Raw genomic sequence first — 18,708 nt, 5'->3', positions numbered from 1 at the left:
CTACTGCTTTGGCACAAGCAAGTAGGGCTGTAATTCGCGGTCAGAGTTAGTTAACTAATCCTACCGGCGTGATGGTGTGTGTCAGAGGATTAAACTCAAACGACACCGTACCCGTGGTCGAGTCACCGTTTTGATCAACATTGGCATCCTGCTCGTCGCTAACGAATTGATCAATCACTACCCGGTAGGTGGTGGGGCCATTGGCCCAGCCGTTCACTCGTGCCCGGTACGTCTGGCCTGGGACAATACCGCCGCCCACTTGCTCGTTGGAGCCAAGGTTGCCAGATGTGTCCATGATATTGCCTTCTGCATCCAGTAACTCAAAGTCAAGATCCGGTACTGCCACCACTTCAGCATCGGCACTTAGCGTCGCCACCACGCTCGAGGCACTGGGTAACGCGGTGAAGGGAATATCCACATAGTCGACACCTTCAACCAGCGCTTCGTCCGCCGCACCAATGATGATAACGCCGGTATGCTCTTCGATATTGTGGTATACCACGCCTTGCTCATTGGGCTCAGAGGTATCGTTAGTCGGTGTTTCGCCCACCCCGGTAGACGAGGCACCAGCCTCGTAGCCGTTAATACGCGCGCGCAAGGTGAAGAGTTTGCCATTCGGGTTATCCAGTTTCACATGGCGGGTCCCAGACGTGCCATCTGCAGCCAGTGACTGATCAAACCTGAATGTAGCGGTATCACGACGCTGCCCGGTACCACCGTTATCGGCGTTCAATACGGTCACGCTACGCTCGCTGATGCGGGTGATGTTAAAATCAACAGGACCGTAAATCTGCTTATCACCCGTGTTGATCAGCGCCAGATCGAAGGCAAAAATGCCATCGCTGTAGCTCACATTGTCAATTTTATAATCAACCTGCTTGCTCACATCCACAGCATCCAGCCCGGTGGAGGCAATCCCCGACATATTTGAAAAGCCAACTTGTTTATTGCTGGCCGGCGCAATGGCTCTGACTACATATTCGTAGTCGAAGGAGTCAATCCCCTGCCCTGCACCCCGGCCTAAGCCCTGGCCTTTATCCACGTACACAGTGTCACCGGTAACAAATTCTACGTGGGTGAAGCCATCAAACGTGACGTCACCTTCATAGTATTCTCTGGTCGGTACACCGGTAAACAAGCGCGAACTTGTTCCTTTTTTGCGTTTTAGCACCTGATAGGCGACAGCCTCTGGCACGGCGTCCCAGGTAATTTCAATTGCATCGTCTGAAGTAATATGGGCATCGACCGCGGCTGGGGTAGCTGGTTTTTCCTGACCGGCGGTGAACTCACTTACGGCAGTGGATACGGTTTGACGACCACCCACTGGTGCTTTCGCATTGGCGCCCATTTCACGGGCCGCAAATACCCTCTCTATCAGAGCGTGATGGCGGCCAGGAGCCGTCAAATCCAGTGCATCACTGGGGTACAATGCGGCATCAGCAATTAGTACTGCATCTCTGGCTTTTACGAAGGTATCAGGCGCAGTCACACCTAATACATACATAGAGCCTAAGAAGATTCGCTCCCAGGTCTCTTTACCCAGGCTTATATCCTGAGTGGGCTCCCCAGTGACAGAGTCAGGGCGCTTAAATTCGCTGCGTGGCTGCAGTTCCACCATCAGTTCACGCAGGTCCCACATGGCGCCGGCGTAAATTTCACCGTCACGGTGGACTTCAAAGGCATTGTCGCGGGTGCCGAGCTGCGAATAACGGATCTGACTTTGCGCAGAACGGATAAACTCAAATGAGTCAGGATCGACATCTAACTCTTCAAGATAATTGCGAAGATCGCACGAGTTGACCGGGTAGGTACCTAAATCAGGAGTCTCACCAACGGTGTAGGCCCACAAATCGGCCTGCCCTTCGTTTAGAGCACCGCCTTCGGGCCCGCCCTCAAAGCCGGCAATGGGCGTTATAGTAGCGTGTGTGCCTTCGTGGATAGGTACAGAGAAGTCCAACGCCAGGTTGTTAAACAAAAATCCGTGGCCATACGCAGTGGGATTCACCACCACTTCTTCACCAGCAATTTCCTGGGACAATGGCACAGCAAACGCATTATCGAGCCCCAGCAGTTTTGCCATAAAATCGGGATCAGCTGGGTTATCAGGTGGATCCAGTACATTAGGAATATGCACTACCCCGGTCAGCGGCACCGCTTCATTCGGGTAGCTGTTTGGAAACGAGCCATCGCCCACACCGCGACTGTGTACACTGTCACCTTCTTTATGCAGGTAATCCAGATACTCCAGTAAAGTGGTGATATAGATAAACTGACTGATCCCGTCAATATGGTGTGCAGGGGACGGCGTCACGTGGTCATTTTCTTTTGGTCGCGCCTCTATTGCCGAGTCTTCACTAAAGTGATAGGTACCAAGAGCGGCCTGGGGGAAAGGCCCTTTGGTCACCAGTGCACTTTCAATAACCGCATGCTTACCTGTTAACAGGCCTTCCACCCCGGTGACCACATTAGAGTCATCAAATTTGCGAAGATTAATGCGCTCCATGCCTTTGGGCTTTCCTGTGTAGCCGCCCGCCTCATCTTCAATTAAACACTCGCGTTGCATTGAATCTGTAATGGGTGGAAACGTAGGAAAATAATCCGCGGTTTGTTGCAAAGCACCTGTCTGGGTTGCTTGTGCATCATTATCTCCAGGTAACAAAGTTCTTACCTGATCGTTTCTGGCAAGTATTTCGCCGCTCTGGGCGTCAATAACATATTCAAACACGCCGAAAGGGTTCGTCGAGTAGTAAAAGAACCGCCATGCCATACGCAAGGTATCATGGTCCTGCACGACCACTTGTTGGGGCACCGGCTTAGCGAATACACCCAGACTTTTCTCAATTTGTGAATAGGCCGGGTTTAATACATCGAGCGCTTCAATGGGTAATGTGCGTTGGTTGGTAACTAAGTCGGCCGTGGCAACTGCTACTGCGGCCTCTGCACTCAATACGCTGCTGTTGGTTATTATGGGGTTATTGACGGTATCAGCAAAGACGGCTCTCACCACCCCAGATTCATCGATCAGTAACCCAAGACCACGATCTTTTACTTTAATGCCATCCACAACCTGATCGAAACGTACTAAATGCCCGCCCAGTGCAGTTTTACTACGAAACGGGTTAAACACCAGGTCTTCTGAGGTCAAACCGCCCAGCAAGGCGGAGTGCCTGCTGATAAAATCCTGGCCCATGGATTCAGGTGAGCTTCCTGATACCTCGACCGCAATCCCAAAGACAGTGTCTAAGTTGCCGCTGGTAGTGCGAGACGTGGCGTTGGGGAATGCCGCTTGCAGTTGCGCCAATGCCGTCGACAGCTCAGTATTTGCTGGTGTCTTTACATAACTGTCATTGAGATTGATTTCAGCAATGCGGTGGGAAGATGTATCAAGGGGTGCGTGTACATTCGATGAGTTGGCCATAAAGGGCAATGCCGCAGCAAGGGCCGCATATACCAGGTTTCTTTTTCTCATTATCCGATCCTTTAATTTTTAAGCTATCGGTGTCAGGTTTCAATACCTGAAATCACCTGGATAGCAGAACCATCTCAGCATCGAATAAAAATCCGTCAATCACCATAGGGGAAAACCACTAGAGTCAACTGCACCAACCAGTGGACCACATGGTGTAAAAATCAGGGCCAGGTTCGTCGCTCCCTAAAGGTCAATTAGCGCGGTGTCATACCTTCGGCCACATTTTGTTTTATCAAAATGTCAGCTTGAAAACTTTTAAATAGCTGGCACGTGAGGATTGTTTGATAAAAGAGCTATTATTGCGAATTCGTGTATTACAGAGTGACTGTCTGACCCAGCACGGGGATAACCGCTTGCCATCCATGCGCACCCACTGCCTGTTTAAGTGCCTCTTTGGCCCCGCTTTCGCCATGCACTAAAAACAATCGTGGTTTAGTGCTTTTGAAGTGCGCTAACCAATCAAGTAACTGGGCTTGGCTGGCATGGGCTGAAAAACCGCCAAGTGTATGTATTTGTGCTTTGACCGCAATCTCGTCGCCCCCAATTTTAAATTTTTTAGCGCCATCCACCAGCGCCCGCCCGGGTGTTCCAACGGCCTGAAATCCGACAAAAATTACGTGGGACTGCTTGCGCCACAAGTTGTGTTTAAAATGATGACGAATGCGTCCGCCATTACACATGCCGCTGCCTGCGATAAATATCGCACCACTGACGATGCGATTAAGTGCAATAGACTCTTCGGTGGTGGTACTGTAACGCAGAGAAGGCAAAAAGCTGTGCAGGCTCTTACTTTTCATCCCGCCTGCCGGCGAATGCTGCTCAATGGCTTGCATATCCTCATCGTTATACACATGCTGATACCGGTGATAAATTTCGGTTACCGCGATGGCCATGGGGCTGTCTAAATAAACCACCTGGTGCTTTATTTTGCCTTGCTGATATAACTCCCCCAGACGAAATATTATTTCCTGGGTCCTGCCTACCGCGAACGACGGAATTAATATGTTCCCCCCATTGGCAGACGCGTCTGCAATCACATCCTCAAACTCTTGTAATGTTTCGGCCATGGTGCGATGCTCACGATCGCCATAGGTGGACTCCAGCAACAACATATCAGCCTGTTCAACTATGCTGGGATCACGTAATAATGCGGCCTGCGAATTGCCTAAATCACCGGAAAACACCAGCTTCTTATGCTGACCATTTTCGGTTATAAATATCTCCACAATGGCAGAACCCAGGATGTGCCCAGCATCCTGAAAGCAAACATCGATACCCGCAGTTAAATTGTGCCGTTTATAATAGGCAGCGCCCCGGCAATAACGTAGGGTTTCATCAACATCTTCCAGGGTGTACAGGGGCTCAATTTCTGTCTTTCCCGCTCTACGTCTGCGTTTATTTTCCCATTCGGCGTCGCGTTCTTGTAAAGAGGCCGCGTCCTTTAGCAATACCGCAATTAAATCAGAAGTGGGATTGGTCATGTAAATAGGCCCCTCATATCCCTCCGCTACCAACAACGGCAAGCGACCAGAGTGGTCCAGGTGGGCATGAGAAAGTACCACTGCATCCAACTCAGCCACCGCAAACGGAAAGGGTTGATGATTAGCCGCTTCTTCTTTGCGTCTGCCCTGAAAAAGCCCGCAATCCAGCAGTACCTTTTTATCGCCAACGAGCAACAAATACATAGAACCGGTGATGCCCTCTACCGCCCCGTAAAAAGTCAATGACGCCATGCTATTCTCCTTTGCCCTTGGTGTGTACCAGGGCGCTCAGCACCTAGAACAAAGCTAATTACTGAGATGTTTACCGATGTGCTGAACTGTTTTTATTGATAAGCGTTGAGCACGCACCGTTACTTGAGTATTTGCAATTACATCATCAAGTATATTACTCGCTGAGGCGTTACGCGAATGAGCAACCTTTTTAATTTCAGGGCTACCTGGCGTGCGGCTTGATGTCAGACTTCAGTTAACACCGGCATGCTGTGCAGCATTACCACCACGCACTGTGACGGTAGGTACTTGCCGAAAAGCATTTTCTTAAATTTCTGGCCGATTTCTCTGGGGAGAACCTGAAGATAAGCAAAGTATTAGTGTCACCAGGCGCTTTACCATGACTCTTCTTCAGTAAAGCCGCACTGTCATGCCCTCAGCGCTTGCAAAGCTTTTTGATGGAACCGCAGAACACTTTGTAGTGAATTTAGCTAAGGCTTCGTAAAATCATTTTTGCTTTGGGCGTGACCGGTAAGCTTACAGCTGCCAGCTTTTGCGACCAACAGCAATCCCTGTTTTTAAAAACTGTTCTATACTTATAGGTGGCCTCCTGCGTTGTATCAGGTTCGGTATCGTTCATTAACAAGACGGTCGGGAGTTTGCTATGTTACGTCATTACTATATTTGCGATGATCTTGACGATTTAGAAATTGTCGAGAAAGAATTGGAGCAGCAGGGTGTTGGCAGGAGGCAAATCCACGTGTTGAGCGAAAATGATGCCGAGCTTGAACAGCATCATTTGCATGCCCTCACGCCTTTTTTAAAAAAAGACATTGTCCATTCATCAGAACTGGGGGCGGCAGTTGGAATTGTGGCCGCGGTTGTCTTGTTGTCTGTCACCTATTTTCTTGATTTACACAATACGGTCGTGGGCTGGTTACCTTACATTTTCGGCGCGCTGGTAATCCTGGGCTTTTGTATCTGGGAAGGTGGCCTGATAGGGCTACAACTACCCAATCAAAAATTCAAACACTTCCAGAAGATCTTGAAGAAAGGTCACCATATCTTTTTTGTGGATACCAAAGCTGAGCAGGAGGCCCCGTTGGCCAGTGTTATTGCGAAGCACCCAGGCTTGCGCGAAGTGAGCGCCGATAAGGCCACCGCAGCCTAGCCTAAATTCTTCGGTTGGCTGACAAGTTGTATACGTACAGAAATAAGTCGTGATTCTGTATAAGCCACTTTGGCGTATCTGTTACAGCACTCTGGTTTCGCTCTTCGCGCTCAAAGTGTCGCTGTTACTCACGCCCCCGGTATCTTGTGGGTAAGCCTCATGAATTGCCGGGGCGCAGACTGGCACAGTGATGCCAGTTAGATTCCGTGGCAATAACAATGTGCCGAAAAAAAAATTTTTGTCCGCTGATGATACCTTTTACCCTGAACCGGGCCTCTGCCTCCAACAGCAGGCCACAACCTGATGTGTTCTATTGATGGGCGCTTGTAACACCTGATGTAATCACTTGCGAACAGACTATGATACGAATACGGAGCCCGTTTATTGTCAGGCTAGCTGCACAGCTGGGCCGATTATTCAGCAGATAACAGCATAAACAATGGGATTTAAAAAAGATGGGAGATATCCTTCGGGAGAGAGTGGTCGCAGCGTTAAAGAATGCTTTTATTGCTGACGCCTTAGCGATGCCGGTGCATTGGTTTTATAACCCGGCTGATATCCTTAAAGTGTTCCCTAACGGCATCCGGCATTTTGAGGATGCACCATCGTTTCATCCATCTTCAATCATGTCACTACACGCCACCACTCAGGGAGGCCGCGCCAGAGATTCCGCGCCTTCTGAAAAATACATTGTCGGCGACGTGATTTTGAAAGGCAAACAGCAGTTTTGGAGCGGCGCCAATCAGCATTACCACCAGGGCATGAAAGCCGGTGAGAATACGCTTAATGCGCAGTGCGCCAGAGTATTGCTGCGCGCTCTGTCACATCGGTATGACCGCGACACCTTTTTACAAAACTATATAAGCTTTATGTGCGCGGATCCGCCGTTGCATCCAGATACCTATGCTGAGTCCTATCACCGTGGCTTTTTTGCCAACCTGGTCGCAGGCAAACCCGCCCATCTGTGTGGTGCGGTAACCCATGACACCCCCTCAGTGGGCGGATTGGTGAGTATCACCCCGCTGGCACTGATTGAAGCTCTTCACGGAGCCGGTCTCGAGCAGCTCCAGCAAATCACAAGAAGGCATCTATTGCTCACCCACCCTAGTGAGGCGCTAGCCACTGTGAGCGATTTTTATGTCGAGTTGTTGTTTCGTTTATTACACCGGGACGAACAATCGCCTTCGCAAATACTGCAAGATATCGCATTGCGCTCCGCGAATCTGTCGCTGAAAAAACTCATAGCTAAACAAAGAAGCGATATTGAAGTGGTGGGGCATCACTATTCCTCTGCCTGCTATATTTCAAATGCGTGGCCGAGCGTGTTGTATTTTGCTTATCGCTATAGCGAGGATGGTAAAAAGGCATTGCTGGCCAACACCAATGTTGGTGGGGATAACGTACATCGAGGGTTTGTCCTGGGCGCCATAATGGGGCTGATAGAGCAGACCTCCCCCGCCTCGTTGTTTGAGCATTTGACCGAAGCAAACACCATTGAGCAGGAAATTATTGCTGCTTGTGATAACAGATTTAAACAGACCGATTAGCGCGAGGCCTTCATCCGAGATTGGCATCAGGTTGCCCCGGTTTGTGTTGCAACCTGCTTTTTTTGTACTTTGTTTTTTGTCCACGATTATGCGCGAACAGCCGGGGCCAGAGCATCAAGGCTGCTCAGGCTGAAAATGTCCACACCGGGTAGAGGCCTGCTGCCTTGATGCATTACCCCGAATGTTTCAAAAGAATTACGCGTCATACACTGGCGCAATCTTTAGGCCAGGGCTACCGCCTGTGCTAAGCCCGACAATTGGCTACGCCGAAAGGCGAGGCCGACGTTGCCTAATGTGCGAGCCGGACATCGACAGATGCCAAAAGCGTGTTCGCCAGAACGATTATGTGCTCATCGACATATCCGCCATTACGCGCCACAAGCCGCATCACTGGTGGTTTATATTTAAAGTGGCCAATGTGTTTTTTCCTTTGCCATGTACTTTGCCTTACACAATGTCGCCCGGTTACTGTGAACAATAAACATGCCCTTTGCCACCACTATTAGGTGGCGTGTTCTGTAATTGCATTGTCATTTTCAACAACACCACCCTTTCAACGCTTAATGGTTGCTTCAGCCTTGTAAATGCAATAGGTTACCGCGCATCTGACACAAGGAGAGCAACACGTGATTCAACTGGTAGCTGTTACCGTACTATGGGCATTTTCATTTTCGCTTATCGGAGAGTATCTGGCGGGCAGTGTCGATAGCTATTTTGCGGTGCTTACCCGGGTGTTACTTGCTTCCTTGGTGTTTCTGCCTTTCCTGAACTTCTCGCTGCTTTCCACCGCACAAAAATTCATGCTGGCGGCTTTAGGAGCGATACAGCTGGGTCTGATGTACATCTTCTTCTATCATTCTTTTTTATATTTGTCGGTACCCGAAGTACTTTTATTCACCATCATGACGCCGCTGTATGTAGCCATACTGAATGATGCTCTATTTCGCCGGTTTACCCCCTTTCATCTTCTGTGTGCAGGTATTGCTATGACAGGGGCAATGATTATTAGATTTGAGGAAGTAAGCGCTCACTTTTGGACCGGATTTTTCATCGTTCAGGGAGCTAATCTCTGTTTTGCGCTGGGCCAGGTGGGTTACCGAAAACTAACCTCCACTTTTCCATCGCCAGTGTCGCATCATCATGTATTTGGTTGGTTCTACCTGGGCGCCCTGGCGGTCGCCGTACCGGCCTTTTTCCTGTTTGGCAATAGCGCTCAGCTTCCCGAAAATTACCTGCAATGGGGCGTGCTTTTGTGGTTGGGGGTGGTGGCTTCGGGCTTGGGATACTTTTTCTGGAACCAGGGCGCGCTAAAAGTATCGGCAGGCACCCTGGCTATTATGAACAATGCACTGATCCCCGCCGGGCTGGTGGTCAATCTTGTGCTTTGGCAAAAAGACACCGATATGGTGCGGCTGCTATTGGGCGGTGGCATTATCGCTGCAGCGTTATGGCTATCTCATCATCGACGTAACACCAAGACAAAGGAGCTAGTTCAGTAATTTTTGTTAACTGAACCCGTTGTTTACGTCACGGTTGAGTCATTAATCCGGCTCATAACGGCTGCGCATTGCGTAGTCTTTTCTGGGACCGGTGACCTGCCATTCAGACTCCCATATCGGCCAGCGCCTAAAGACATAGTCGACTTTATAGTCGTCTTTGCCACAAAGATGCTCTGCATGGGGCACCAGGCTAGAAAAACTATGAAAATATCGGTTGTCGTCAAACAACACATCAATTTGACCACCGCTTCCCGCTTGCCAAAAGTAGGTTCGCTCCGCCGGTAACTTTTTACCGTTGGGCGCCATCACCAGTCCCACTTCTTTGTACTTCAGCCTTTGCTCGTGCCAGGTGAAGTTAGCCGCGCCTTCAAATACAAACGTTTCACCATTACGCTGCACAATGGTCCGATTCAGACGCCACGCCCCGGCAAAGTCCTTAAGCCCTGGCATCTGTTTCTTTTCGGGGGAAACAGCGGGGTTAACGATTTGATTTTTGTTGCTGCTCTGGCTCAACTGTATTACTACTTCAAAAACAATTTAGCCAGACTATAAAAGTCTGGCTGCGGTAACGCAATGAGAAAACCAATCCTTGCTGGTGTGGTCTGGTCGCCACAAGCCTACTTCGCTGCTTGCTCTGATCTCGTGCCAATCCTGCTGTCTGTATTTGGTAAGGGGCTGCTTCTTATAACACATGTTGCTATGGAGCCCAGAACATGCAGACCGCAAGGTCAGAGTGCCTGATGATACCTCTTTCGTAACTCCTCAATATCCACCGTGGGAGCAGGAAACTGCATATTCATGGCCTGCAGGGTTTCTCTGACGATATTCGACACGGCCAGATCGCGAAACCACTTATGATTCGCCGGAATAATAAACCAAGGCGCGTGTGCTGTGCTACAACGCATTAACGCCTCTTCAAATGCGTTGGTATAGGCTGACCAATGGTCCCGCTCAGTGTAGTCGCTTTCACTGATCTTCCAGTGCCGGTTCGGATCCTCCAGGCGCCGCTTGAAACGGGCCAGTTGCTCTGACTTGTCGATGTGCAGATAAAACTTAAGAATATGCGTGCCATTGGCATGGAGTAGACGCTCAAACTCGTTAATTTGTTGATAGCGCGAGGTCCATAATTTTTTTGAGACTAAATTATGAACACGCACCACCAGCACTTCCTCATAATGGGAGCGATTAAAAATGGCCACATAGCCCTGTCTGGGGGTCGCTTGGTGATAGCGCCATAAAAAGTCGTGCTCACTTTCCCGGTGCGAGGGCACTTTAAAACTATGCACATTGCACCCTTGCGGGTTCATTGCCGCAAACACATGGTTGATAACGCCATCTTTGCCTGAAGCGTCCCTCCCCTGCAAGCATATCAGCAAAGACCGCTTATGTTCGGCATACATCTGGTACTGAGACGCGGAAATCTGCTCATTAGATGCAGTCAGTTCGCTAACTGACTGCTCACCGCAATCGTATGGCTCTGTATAGCTGGCATCAATTTGATTTAGTTTGACCGTCGCCCCAGGTTTGACCCTGAACTTTTTAGACCAATTCATTTCAGACTTGCCTCATCGAGTCTGCACTGCTTCTTTACAGTATAGAAGCCTTAGCATCAATCACCTGTTTTCCTGAATTAGCGCTTGTTTCTATAGGCCTGATTTTCTCGCACCATGCCCTTTTTTATCCTCTGGCAGACTGAAAAAGATAAACACAATGGGCGAGAGAAAAGTTGGGCCCATCTTCAGAATCCAGATAGTATGAAAAAACCGCCAGGTACTGATAAACTGCCTGCTCTTTCATATATTTAGCCTCTGTTACGTTTGCTCTTTTGGTTTCAAAGACGTCACATGAGCAGTTTTCACTTGTTGGAAAAACTTCTCTTAGCAACCACAGGTCTGTCTCTAAGCTGTCAGCATAAGCGTTTAACCGGTGTCGGTAAGCCATAGCCAGCCGGCCGTTAATCATTTCAACGCCGCGGTGATAGTGAGACCTGTTGCTGGATTGATATTAACCATGAAGCGCTTTGGAGAATAAGGCCTGGCAAACGGTCCTTTCCCTGGGTTTGCTGTATGGCTCAATAGCATTTGCTATATTCTGAAACACGACCACGCGAAAAAAGGACCTACAAGGGTTACAGATAAGAGCCCGACTATTCTGTATAGTTGGTTATATTATTAATGACGGATGATGATCCCCTATGAAATATCCAGTGTTTTTGTTGGTAACTACGTTGATAATGATAAACACGGCGCAGGCCGCGAACACGGCGCCTGTGTTGAACTCACACCCAAACCAGCAAGCCTTTTTTCAGGCTTTGACCAAATTATGCGGTCAGGCATTTAAGGGAAAGGTGGTTGCCGATTCCACCAATTCAGAGGCATTTAATAACAAATCACTGGTTATGCATGTCAGAACATGCAGCGACACCCAGATTCATATTCCGTTTCATGTGGGCGAGGATCGTTCGCGTACCTGGATCATTACCCGCACCGGCAGCGGCTTGAGTCTGAAGCATGATCATCGTCACAAAGACGGTAGTGAAGATGCGGTGACCATGTACGGCGGCTTAAGTCATGAGCCTGGCTTTGCGCAAGTGCAGTCGTTTCCCGCCGATAGCTACACACAATGGATGTTTGCCGAAAAAGACCTGCCTCAATCCATCAGTAATATCTGGAGGGTGTTTGTCTATCCTGAACGATTCAGCTACCAGTTGGTGCGGGCAGGCCGGGAGTTTCGGGTAGATTTTGACTTAACCCAACCTATTGAAGCGCCGCCGGCCCCTGGGGCAGCTAGGTAGCTAACAAGCCTGAGCGCAACTGGACAATGCTGCCACTTGCCCATCTGGCAGCCGCGAACAAATAGCGCCCCGCTGACAAAGTGGCAGCTCACTGGACCGCAGAAGATGAGTAGCGCTGGGGGCTTTTCATTGCAACCTCTGCCAAAGAGCCGCTTTTTGCCCTTAGCGATACCAGCTTAGACAGTCTTATCCCCACTGGAAAAAGGTGGGTCTCCATCATTTCGTCCTAAGCGCGACGTCCTGATAAAATTGCGTGGAAATCTGCAGTGTCAGTGTGCGAAGCCCGTCATGACGAATGGAATAATTTCCTTGGTACACATTAATGGCATCATTACCATCACCTGTGGCTGTCCAGTCTGCATAGTTACCTGTTTGGAAACCATTCTGGTAAATAACGTCTGCAATTGCGGTTCGTCCGCTACACAAGATCACCAGAAGAAATAAATAATGTTGCCAGCTACGCATAGCGCCCTCTCAGCTGTCCATTTTTCATTCAGCTTAAGGGAAAACGTCTCAGGAAACAGGACCAGATAGGTATTTGACTAGAACCAGACTGAAAACCCTGCCGATTGCTGTGTGGGGTATAATGTTCAGCTTATCACAACTGACTTGCTGGTAGACAAAATTAGACAGTCACGTCAGTTTGGTGACAGGCTAATGATTTGCTAATCCCGGCAATAATTCAGCATATTTCTGCAACCCTATGAGGGTCTGAGCTTATAGCTAGATGTGCCATGGTGGATAGCAAGAACATCGTTCGCCAAAAAAGTTTCGACACTCTACCCGAACCCACAGCGTCTTTGGCATGACAGATTCTGTCCATATTTTTTACATTCTTTTTAGCAACAGTTTTATCCTTCTGATTTTTTTACCTTTTTTTATTGGCCTGAATCTTGATAGCGCAACTACAACTTTTTTATGAGAAACAAAAATGAAAACAAAAATCAGTCAGTTACCTACCTTATCTCGTCTGCTTCTGTTAATAGTATCGCTTTGGGCGCCCCTCTCTCAGGCAACCGTTGTTTATAGCGAAAGCATAGATGGTGAGTTTGATGCAATCGGTTCTACTAATATCGCCTTAATCGAAGGGCTGAATGAGATCCAGGGCATTATCAACCAAACCCCGCCTGCAGATACTGACAGACTGACTTTCACTCAGGCTGAGAACATGACTATAGACAGCATCAGACTCGTATTCGCTGGTATTTGGGATGATGCAAATATTGGCCAGCAAATGAATGCAGCGCTGTTTAACAATCAGGCAAATTTGTTCGACGATAACTTTGGCACTATCACCTCCGGAGCATCTATTGAGGCTGCCATGTTTGATAGTTTTGGGCCAGAAACAGGAGCTTTAGTTACAGATGTAGCAGGCGCGATATGGGATTTTCAGTTATCCGCGGGCTTGTATGGCCCGCACAGTCATGGTCCTTGTTTGTTACTACCTCGATTGACCAGCCAGAACCACCTGCAGAGGTTGCCACGCCTTCCAGTATCGTATTGTGGCTGACCGGATTATTTTTAGTTGTAACCAGTCGCCTCGCCCGGGGAAAGACTCACTAATTACACTAACTCTAGTCACAGTGACTTGGGTGCGATCGCTGTGGCTAGAGGCTATATCTTTAGAAGCCGTGCCCGTTCCTCAGCCACCACTTTAAATATTCCCTTTCTTAGTTGGTGTATAGGTCGACTCCAAACCGTTCTATTGTCTGGTTATACTTTCAAACCTGTTGTCACATACCTGGTTTGCCTCAAAAATTCATACCTCACCAAAGCTCAATTCGCTGGTTGAACCAGATTTGGCGCAAGCAACATTTCACGATATGAATAGGTAAGCTTTTTTGGCAGAAATCAATGAACAGCAAATGCAAAAGGTGGGTGTCCATGTTTTTGCCTTTCGTCCTTAAAAATAAATGACCTCAAAGGTGGGTGTCCACTTTTGGGGCTACTTCCATTGATAAATGGTGGGCTTCCACGGTTGGGGCTTTTTTGTGTTTTACCGCATGGGCCAGTTTGCTAAAAACAGATGGGCGAAGGTGTGGGTGTCTAGCATTTCGATATAGGTCTGTAGTTCTACCGCGAGTGCTTTTAAAAATAAGGCTAAGAGCAAAATAGAAAAAAAGGCAGGCTCATAATAACGAGCCTGCGTTACCAGCGTGCATCTTCGCGCATACCTCCTGGCAGGGGCGGCAATTAGCTTATAATTCGGAAGGTATATTTTTAATTTCTTGCAACCATACTTCTGCTTCGGCATCACTTGGAGCCCGCCAATCACCACGCGGCGACAACGAACCGCCTGACCCGACCTTGGGCCCGTCAGGTAATGCCGACCGCTTAAACTGACTGATTTTGAAGAACCGATAACAATAAACTTCCAGCCAGTGCTTTATATCTTTTAGTGTATATTCATTTCGGCTTTCTTCGGGAACAGTGCTAGGCCACCTGCCCTTGCTCACATCATGCCATGCATTGTACGCAAGAAACGCCACCTTCGATGGTCGAACGCCATAACGGGTAATCCAGTACAAATTGAAGTCCTGCAATTCGTAAGGGCCTATTTTGTCTTCGGTTTTCTGAGAAGGTTGCTCACCATCTTCTTCACCCGGCACCAATTCGGGTGAAATTTCGGTATCTACAATATCCACCAGAACTTTACGGGTATCCGATTCGAATTCATCCTGGTCGGCTATCCAGCGAATAAGATGCTGGACCAGGGTTTTGGGTACGCTACTATTCACATTATAGTGAGACATATGATCGCCGACACCATAGGTCATCCACCCCAGACCGATTTCAGACAAATCGCCCGTGCCCAATACCAGCGCATGGTTTTGCTGTGCCAGCCTGAACAAATGCGAAGTACGCTCGCCGGCCTGCACATTTTCAAAATTCACATCATAAACTTCTTCACCTCGGGCATAAGGATGTTCAATATCTTTAAGCATCTGGTCGCAGGAAGGTTCGATATCAATTTCTTTGGCAGTAACACCCAAACTTTCCATCAGAATGTGCGCATTGCTTTTTGTTTTGCTGCTGGTTGCATAGGCCGGCAGTGTATAAGCCAGAATATTGGCGCGCGGTAAGTCCATCCGGTCCATGGTCTTGGCAGCCACAATTAATGCATGGGTAGAGTCCAGTCCACCGGAGACACCCACCACCAATTTGGTAAAGCCGGAGGAGGTAAGCCGTTTCTTTAAGCCGTGTATCTGGATATTGTAAGTCTCATAGCAACGCGTATCCAAGTCGCCGCTATCAGAGGGAACAAAGGGGAAACGGTCAGCCTCGCGTAACAACGGCAAACTGGCTTCAACAGGATTTAAGGTAAAATCAATACGACGAACTTTAGCTACCTGCTCGCGATGCATACTAACCGAGTCATGAAAGCTGGTTAAGCGCATGCGATCCTGACTTAACCGTTCCAGATCGATATCGGCAAGCAGCAAATCAGCTTCCGGGGTAAATCTGCCCGCTTCTTTCAGTAATTTATCATTTTCAAAAATTAATCCATGGCCATCCCAGGCAAGATCGGTAGTGGACTCTCCCGGGCCCGCCGCGGCATACAGATAAGCAGAAATACAGGCACCGGACTGGCGAGCGCATAAGTCTCTGCGATAACGAGCTTTGTCGACCGTGATATTACTGGCCGACAGGTTTGTCAGCAAAGTAGCTCCGGCAAGGGCTGCATAGGTGCTTGGAGGGATGGGTGTCCATAGATCTTCACAGATCTCGCTATGGATACGCAGATGTTTTACATCAACAGCGTTATAAATAAGATCAGCACCAAACGGGACTTGTTCACCCAGCAGCTCAATTTCGTTAAGCAGACAGTCACGTCCCGAAGCAAACTGTCGCTTTTCATAAAATTCTCGATAATTTGGCAGGAAGGTCTTGGGCACACTCCCCAAAATATGGCCGTTATGTATGGCCAGCGCACAGTTATAAAGCGCCCCCTCCACCTGCAACGGCGCGCCTACTAACAGTAATGGGCGTAACGACTTTGAGGCGGACTTTATTTTATCCAGAGCCTCCTCACAGGCATCCAGCAAAGCATCCTGATGAAACAAATCTCCGCATGAATAAGCACTGACGCATAACTCAGGAAACAGGCATACCGCGGCATTTTCAGAGGCGGCTCGTTCCGCAAGCTCAATAATTTGGTCACTATTGTAAGCTGGATCGGCGACTTTTACTTCCGGTATACATACTGCTACCCGGGCGAAGCCATGAGTATAGATATTATTAAACGATTGATTTTTGTTCACAGATATTCTTCCAGGTTAATATCGTAAGAAAAAGGCGTGATGGCTTTGCATGTTGCAGCTATCTGAGAAAGCGCGGTTTGCTTAGTGTCTTCATCAGCACACAAAACCAAATCTGGCGGAACAATGAGCTCGTATTGACGCATGTGAGCATCCTGCGCCGTAAACTGCACACACATGTCGGCGGTAAGGCCTGCCAGTATCAATGTCTGTGCGCCCATATGCTGTAGTAATATTTCCAGAGTGGTACCAAAGAACCCTGAATGACGCGCTTTTATGACAAAATAATCTTCGTCGTCCGGATGCAAGAGTCTGGCAACTTCTTCCCCACGCACATCATCTTCCAATACATGTTTCACTAACTGACGAAAATCAGAGCGCCACTTACCGAAATTGTCATTAACATAAATAGTAGGAATGGTTTTGTCGCGAAGCTGGGATTTGAACTTTCTGATGTTGTGAGCCGCTGCCAGCGCGGGCGACAGCATCTTCTCGCCATCCTCAAACTCCAAATCATTGATCATGTCGATAATGATTAACACCACTTTACTTTTATCCGGAAAATCAGCAGGCTTATTCATATTCGGCTCCCTGGACCCAATTGTTCACCTTATACGGTAGTCCGTTTCAATTAGCGTGAAACTCAGCAGACACGTTACAGATATGGTAGGCAGAGAGGGTTAAGATCAATCCTTTTATAAACTCATCTTAAAATTGTAATTGGTATGATATCTGATAAATAATAGCTAGAAGTTTAGGGGGGACGCCGTGCGTTATTAATTATGGTAAAAGCAGGGACTATGCATGTTAGCAGCAAAAGTATGTGCAGTTGACGTAGCCTTCTATGACGATAATGCCCGATTATTGTTTTTCTGATAACAGGCTGCTGATTACTTTTCCAGCAATTATCAGGCTCTGAAACGCTTTGATTTTAGCGTACGATTTTCTCAATCTACACAAAAGACACCTGGTTTATAAGCAAAAAGTGATACAGTGCACTGCGGCATTGGTTGCTCGTATCAACAAAGCTTTGAATTACCTAACTCCCGACACTGCTATCCTGTATGCATTTCCTATAAGGCTGGAACATGGACAATATTGAATCGCCCCCAATACTCAAGACAGGAAGCATCCGGACAGCCATTTTAAAGAAGCGCGACAAACCAGACTGCTGAAAATACTTGTAATACTTGCCGTTATCTATACGTTGTATCTTGCAAAGTCTTTGCTTATTCCCCTGTTTTTCTCGGCTTTTATCGCCTTACTGCTTAGTCCGCTGGTCTCTGTGGCCAGAAAGTTTTATATACCCCGCACTATCTCAGCTACCGCACTTATGGCAATGCTTGTTACCCCGTTTACCTTTTTAGGGCTGGAGCTTGCCGAGCCTGCCGAACGATGGATGCACTCGCTTCCCAAAATTGCGGCTGAAATTACTGAAGAAATTGAAGAAATAAGCAACACACTGGAAGCTAAAGAGCCGTCCGCTGCACCTGCCCCAAAAAAGAAAGAGTCGTCTTTTTTCGACTGGTTCGCTGATGATGAAGACACCGAACAACCGCCGCCACCTGAGGAAAAAAGCAATGCAGTAACGGACAAATTAAAACAAAGTGGTATCGAAATGGGGCTAACCTTGTTCAGTAATGCTCCTTTGCTGCTTGCTCAAATCTTTGCATGCATCATCCTCATTTTCTTTTTGCTGGTTTTTGGGCCGGGATTATTTAATGTATTTATTCAAGATTTCCCTGTGGTTACCAACAAACGACGCGCTTTAATCCTGGTAAATCAGATTCAACGAGAGCTATCTGCTTATATTGTTACGATTAGTATTATCAATGTGTTTCTGGGGTTAGCGACTGCAGCTGTATTTACCTATGTGGGGGTGGATGATGCGCTGTTATGGGGTGCGCTGGTAGCATTGATGAACTTTGTGCCTTATCTGGGTGGTTTGGCGAGCGGCAGCATATTGCTGGTGGCTGGCGTTGTACAATTCGGTCTTGTGAGTACCGCCTTGCTTCCCCGGTTTTGTTTTTAGCCATAAACATAATTGAGTCGCAAATCGTCACCCCGTCAGTACTGGGGAGAAGTATGCAGCTTAACCCCTTAATTATTATTCTCTGGCTTTCTGTGGCCGGGTGGTTATGGGGTGTAGTTGGCGTTTTACTCGCTGTTCCCATTCTGATGAGTTTTAAAATAATTCTGAAAAACCTGGAAGTTTTTCCGCACTGGATAAAGCTTATTAAATCTAAATAAGAGTTAA

Annotated in this window: 12 protein-coding genes and 1 pseudogene; 6 read left to right on the top strand and 7 right to left on the bottom strand. The window is 48.0% G+C overall.

The window, feature by feature from the left end; translation table 11 throughout:
* Window positions 1–46: 46 nt before the first annotated feature.
* Window positions 47–3,469, bottom strand: a complete 3,423-nt coding sequence (locus tag IT774_RS02845; protein ID WP_195811249.1) for a M36 family metallopeptidase — start codon at window positions 3,467–3,469, stop codon at window positions 47–49.
* Between the two features lie 314 nt (window positions 3,470–3,783).
* Complete coding sequence (locus IT774_RS02840) at window positions 3,784–5,202, bottom strand: MBL fold metallo-hydrolase RNA specificity domain-containing protein (RefSeq protein WP_195811248.1); 1,419 nt, start codon at window positions 5,200–5,202, stop codon at window positions 3,784–3,786.
* Window positions 5,203–5,845: 643 nt separating this feature from the next.
* Between IT774_RS02840 and IT774_RS02835 the strand changes: the two genes are divergently transcribed.
* The 3 genes from IT774_RS02835 to IT774_RS02825 all read left to right on the top strand — a co-directional run bounded on the left by IT774_RS02835 (window position 5,846) and on the right by IT774_RS02825 (window position 9,398).
* On the top strand, window positions 5,846–6,352 hold the full coding sequence (locus IT774_RS02835) for an NAD/FAD-utilizing enzyme (protein WP_195811247.1): 507 nt from the start codon (window positions 5,846–5,848) through the stop codon (window positions 6,350–6,352).
* Window positions 6,353–6,807: 455 nt separating this feature from the next.
* Entirely contained in the window at window positions 6,808–7,899 is a 1,092-nt protein-coding gene (locus IT774_RS02830; RefSeq protein WP_195811246.1) for an ADP-ribosylglycohydrolase family protein, read from the top strand.
* A 626-nt stretch (window positions 7,900–8,525) separates the two neighbouring features.
* Window positions 8,526–9,398, top strand: coding sequence for a DMT family transporter (locus IT774_RS02825; protein WP_195811245.1), 873 nt, complete (start codon window positions 8,526–8,528; stop codon window positions 9,396–9,398).
* A gap of 42 nt (window positions 9,399–9,440) precedes the next feature.
* On the opposite strand, the gene IT774_RS02820 is transcribed toward IT774_RS02825, so the two are convergent.
* Together IT774_RS02820 and IT774_RS02815 are read right to left on the bottom strand one after the other, a co-directional pair.
* Window positions 9,441–9,848, bottom strand: a complete 408-nt coding sequence (locus IT774_RS02820; RefSeq protein WP_195811244.1) for a DUF6314 family protein — start codon at window positions 9,846–9,848, stop codon at window positions 9,441–9,443.
* 278 nt (window positions 9,849–10,126) lie between these two features.
* Window positions 10,127–10,951, bottom strand: coding sequence for a polyphosphate kinase 2 family protein (locus IT774_RS02815; RefSeq protein ID WP_195811243.1), 825 nt, complete (start codon window positions 10,949–10,951; stop codon window positions 10,127–10,129).
* 641 nt (window positions 10,952–11,592) lie between these two features.
* On the opposite strand from IT774_RS02815, the gene IT774_RS02810 reads away from it, so the two are divergent.
* A complete protein-coding gene (locus IT774_RS02810; protein WP_408641198.1) occupies window positions 11,593–12,192 on the top strand; it encodes a hypothetical protein in 600 nt (199 codons plus the stop codon).
* A 216-nt stretch (window positions 12,193–12,408) separates the two neighbouring features.
* Here IT774_RS02810 and IT774_RS02805 read toward each other — a convergent pair whose 3' ends face one another.
* A complete protein-coding gene (locus tag IT774_RS02805; RefSeq protein ID WP_195811242.1) occupies window positions 12,409–12,657 on the bottom strand; it encodes a hypothetical protein in 249 nt (82 codons plus the stop codon).
* A 466-nt stretch (window positions 12,658–13,123) separates the two neighbouring features.
* On the opposite strand from IT774_RS02805, the gene IT774_RS02800 reads away from it, so the two are divergent.
* Entirely contained in the window at window positions 13,124–13,702 is a 579-nt protein-coding gene (locus IT774_RS02800) for a hypothetical protein (protein ID WP_195811241.1), read from the top strand.
* Between the two features lie 688 nt (window positions 13,703–14,390).
* Here IT774_RS02800 and IT774_RS02795 read toward each other — a convergent pair.
* Window positions 14,391–16,454 (bottom strand): NAD(+) synthase, encoded by a 2,064-nt coding sequence (locus IT774_RS02795; protein ID WP_195811240.1) that lies wholly within the window; start codon window positions 16,452–16,454, stop codon window positions 14,391–14,393.
* Window positions 16,451–17,032, bottom strand: a complete 582-nt coding sequence (locus IT774_RS02790; RefSeq protein ID WP_195811239.1) for a cysteine hydrolase family protein — start codon at window positions 17,030–17,032, stop codon at window positions 16,451–16,453. Before IT774_RS02790 ends, IT774_RS02795 begins: the two co-directional genes overlap by 4 nt.
* 521 nt (window positions 17,033–17,553) lie before the next feature.
* On the opposite strand from IT774_RS02790, the pseudogene IT774_RS02785 reads away from it, so the two are divergent.
* Window positions 17,554–18,701 (top strand): annotated as a pseudogene (locus IT774_RS02785) (AI-2E family transporter).
* Window positions 18,702–18,708: the final 7 nt, after the last annotated feature.

It is taken from the genome of Salinimonas marina (assembly GCF_015644725.1).
In the GTDB taxonomy this organism is placed as follows: Bacteria; Pseudomonadota; Gammaproteobacteria; order Enterobacterales; family Alteromonadaceae; genus Alteromonas.
The sequence above is the reverse complement of the archived record's forward strand: the minus strand, read 5'-3'. Positions and strand labels throughout refer to the sequence as shown.

What these genes read in the sequence shown, in the direction of transcription:
- IT774_RS02845 (WP_195811249.1), bottom strand. Translation starts at nt 3,469, where the DNA reads ATGAGAAAAAGAAACCTGGTATATGCGGCCCTTGCTGCGGCATTGCCC.
- IT774_RS02840 (WP_195811248.1), bottom strand. Translation starts at nt 5,202, where the DNA reads ATGGCGTCATTGACTTTTTACGGGGCGGTAGAGGGCATCACCGGTTCT.
- IT774_RS02835 (WP_195811247.1), top strand. Translation starts at nt 5,846, where the DNA reads ATGTTACGTCATTACTATATTTGCGATGATCTTGACGATTTAGAAATT.
- IT774_RS02830 (WP_195811246.1), top strand. Translation starts at nt 6,808, where the DNA reads ATGGGAGATATCCTTCGGGAGAGAGTGGTCGCAGCGTTAAAGAATGCT.
- IT774_RS02820 (WP_195811244.1), bottom strand. Translation starts at nt 9,848, where the DNA reads ATGCCAGGGCTTAAGGACTTTGCCGGGGCGTGGCGTCTGAATCGGACC.
- IT774_RS02815 (WP_195811243.1), bottom strand. Translation starts at nt 10,951, where the DNA reads ATGAATTGGTCTAAAAAGTTCAGGGTCAAACCTGGGGCGACGGTCAAA.
- IT774_RS02810 (WP_408641198.1), top strand. Translation starts at nt 11,593, where the DNA reads ATGAAATATCCAGTGTTTTTGTTGGTAACTACGTTGATAATGATAAAC.
- IT774_RS02805 (WP_195811242.1), bottom strand. Translation starts at nt 12,657, where the DNA reads ATGCGTAGCTGGCAACATTATTTATTTCTTCTGGTGATCTTGTGTAGC.
- IT774_RS02800 (WP_195811241.1), top strand. Translation starts at nt 13,124, where the DNA reads ATGAAAACAAAAATCAGTCAGTTACCTACCTTATCTCGTCTGCTTCTG.
- IT774_RS02790 (WP_195811239.1), bottom strand. Translation starts at nt 17,032, where the DNA reads ATGAATAAGCCTGCTGATTTTCCGGATAAAAGTAAAGTGGTGTTAATC.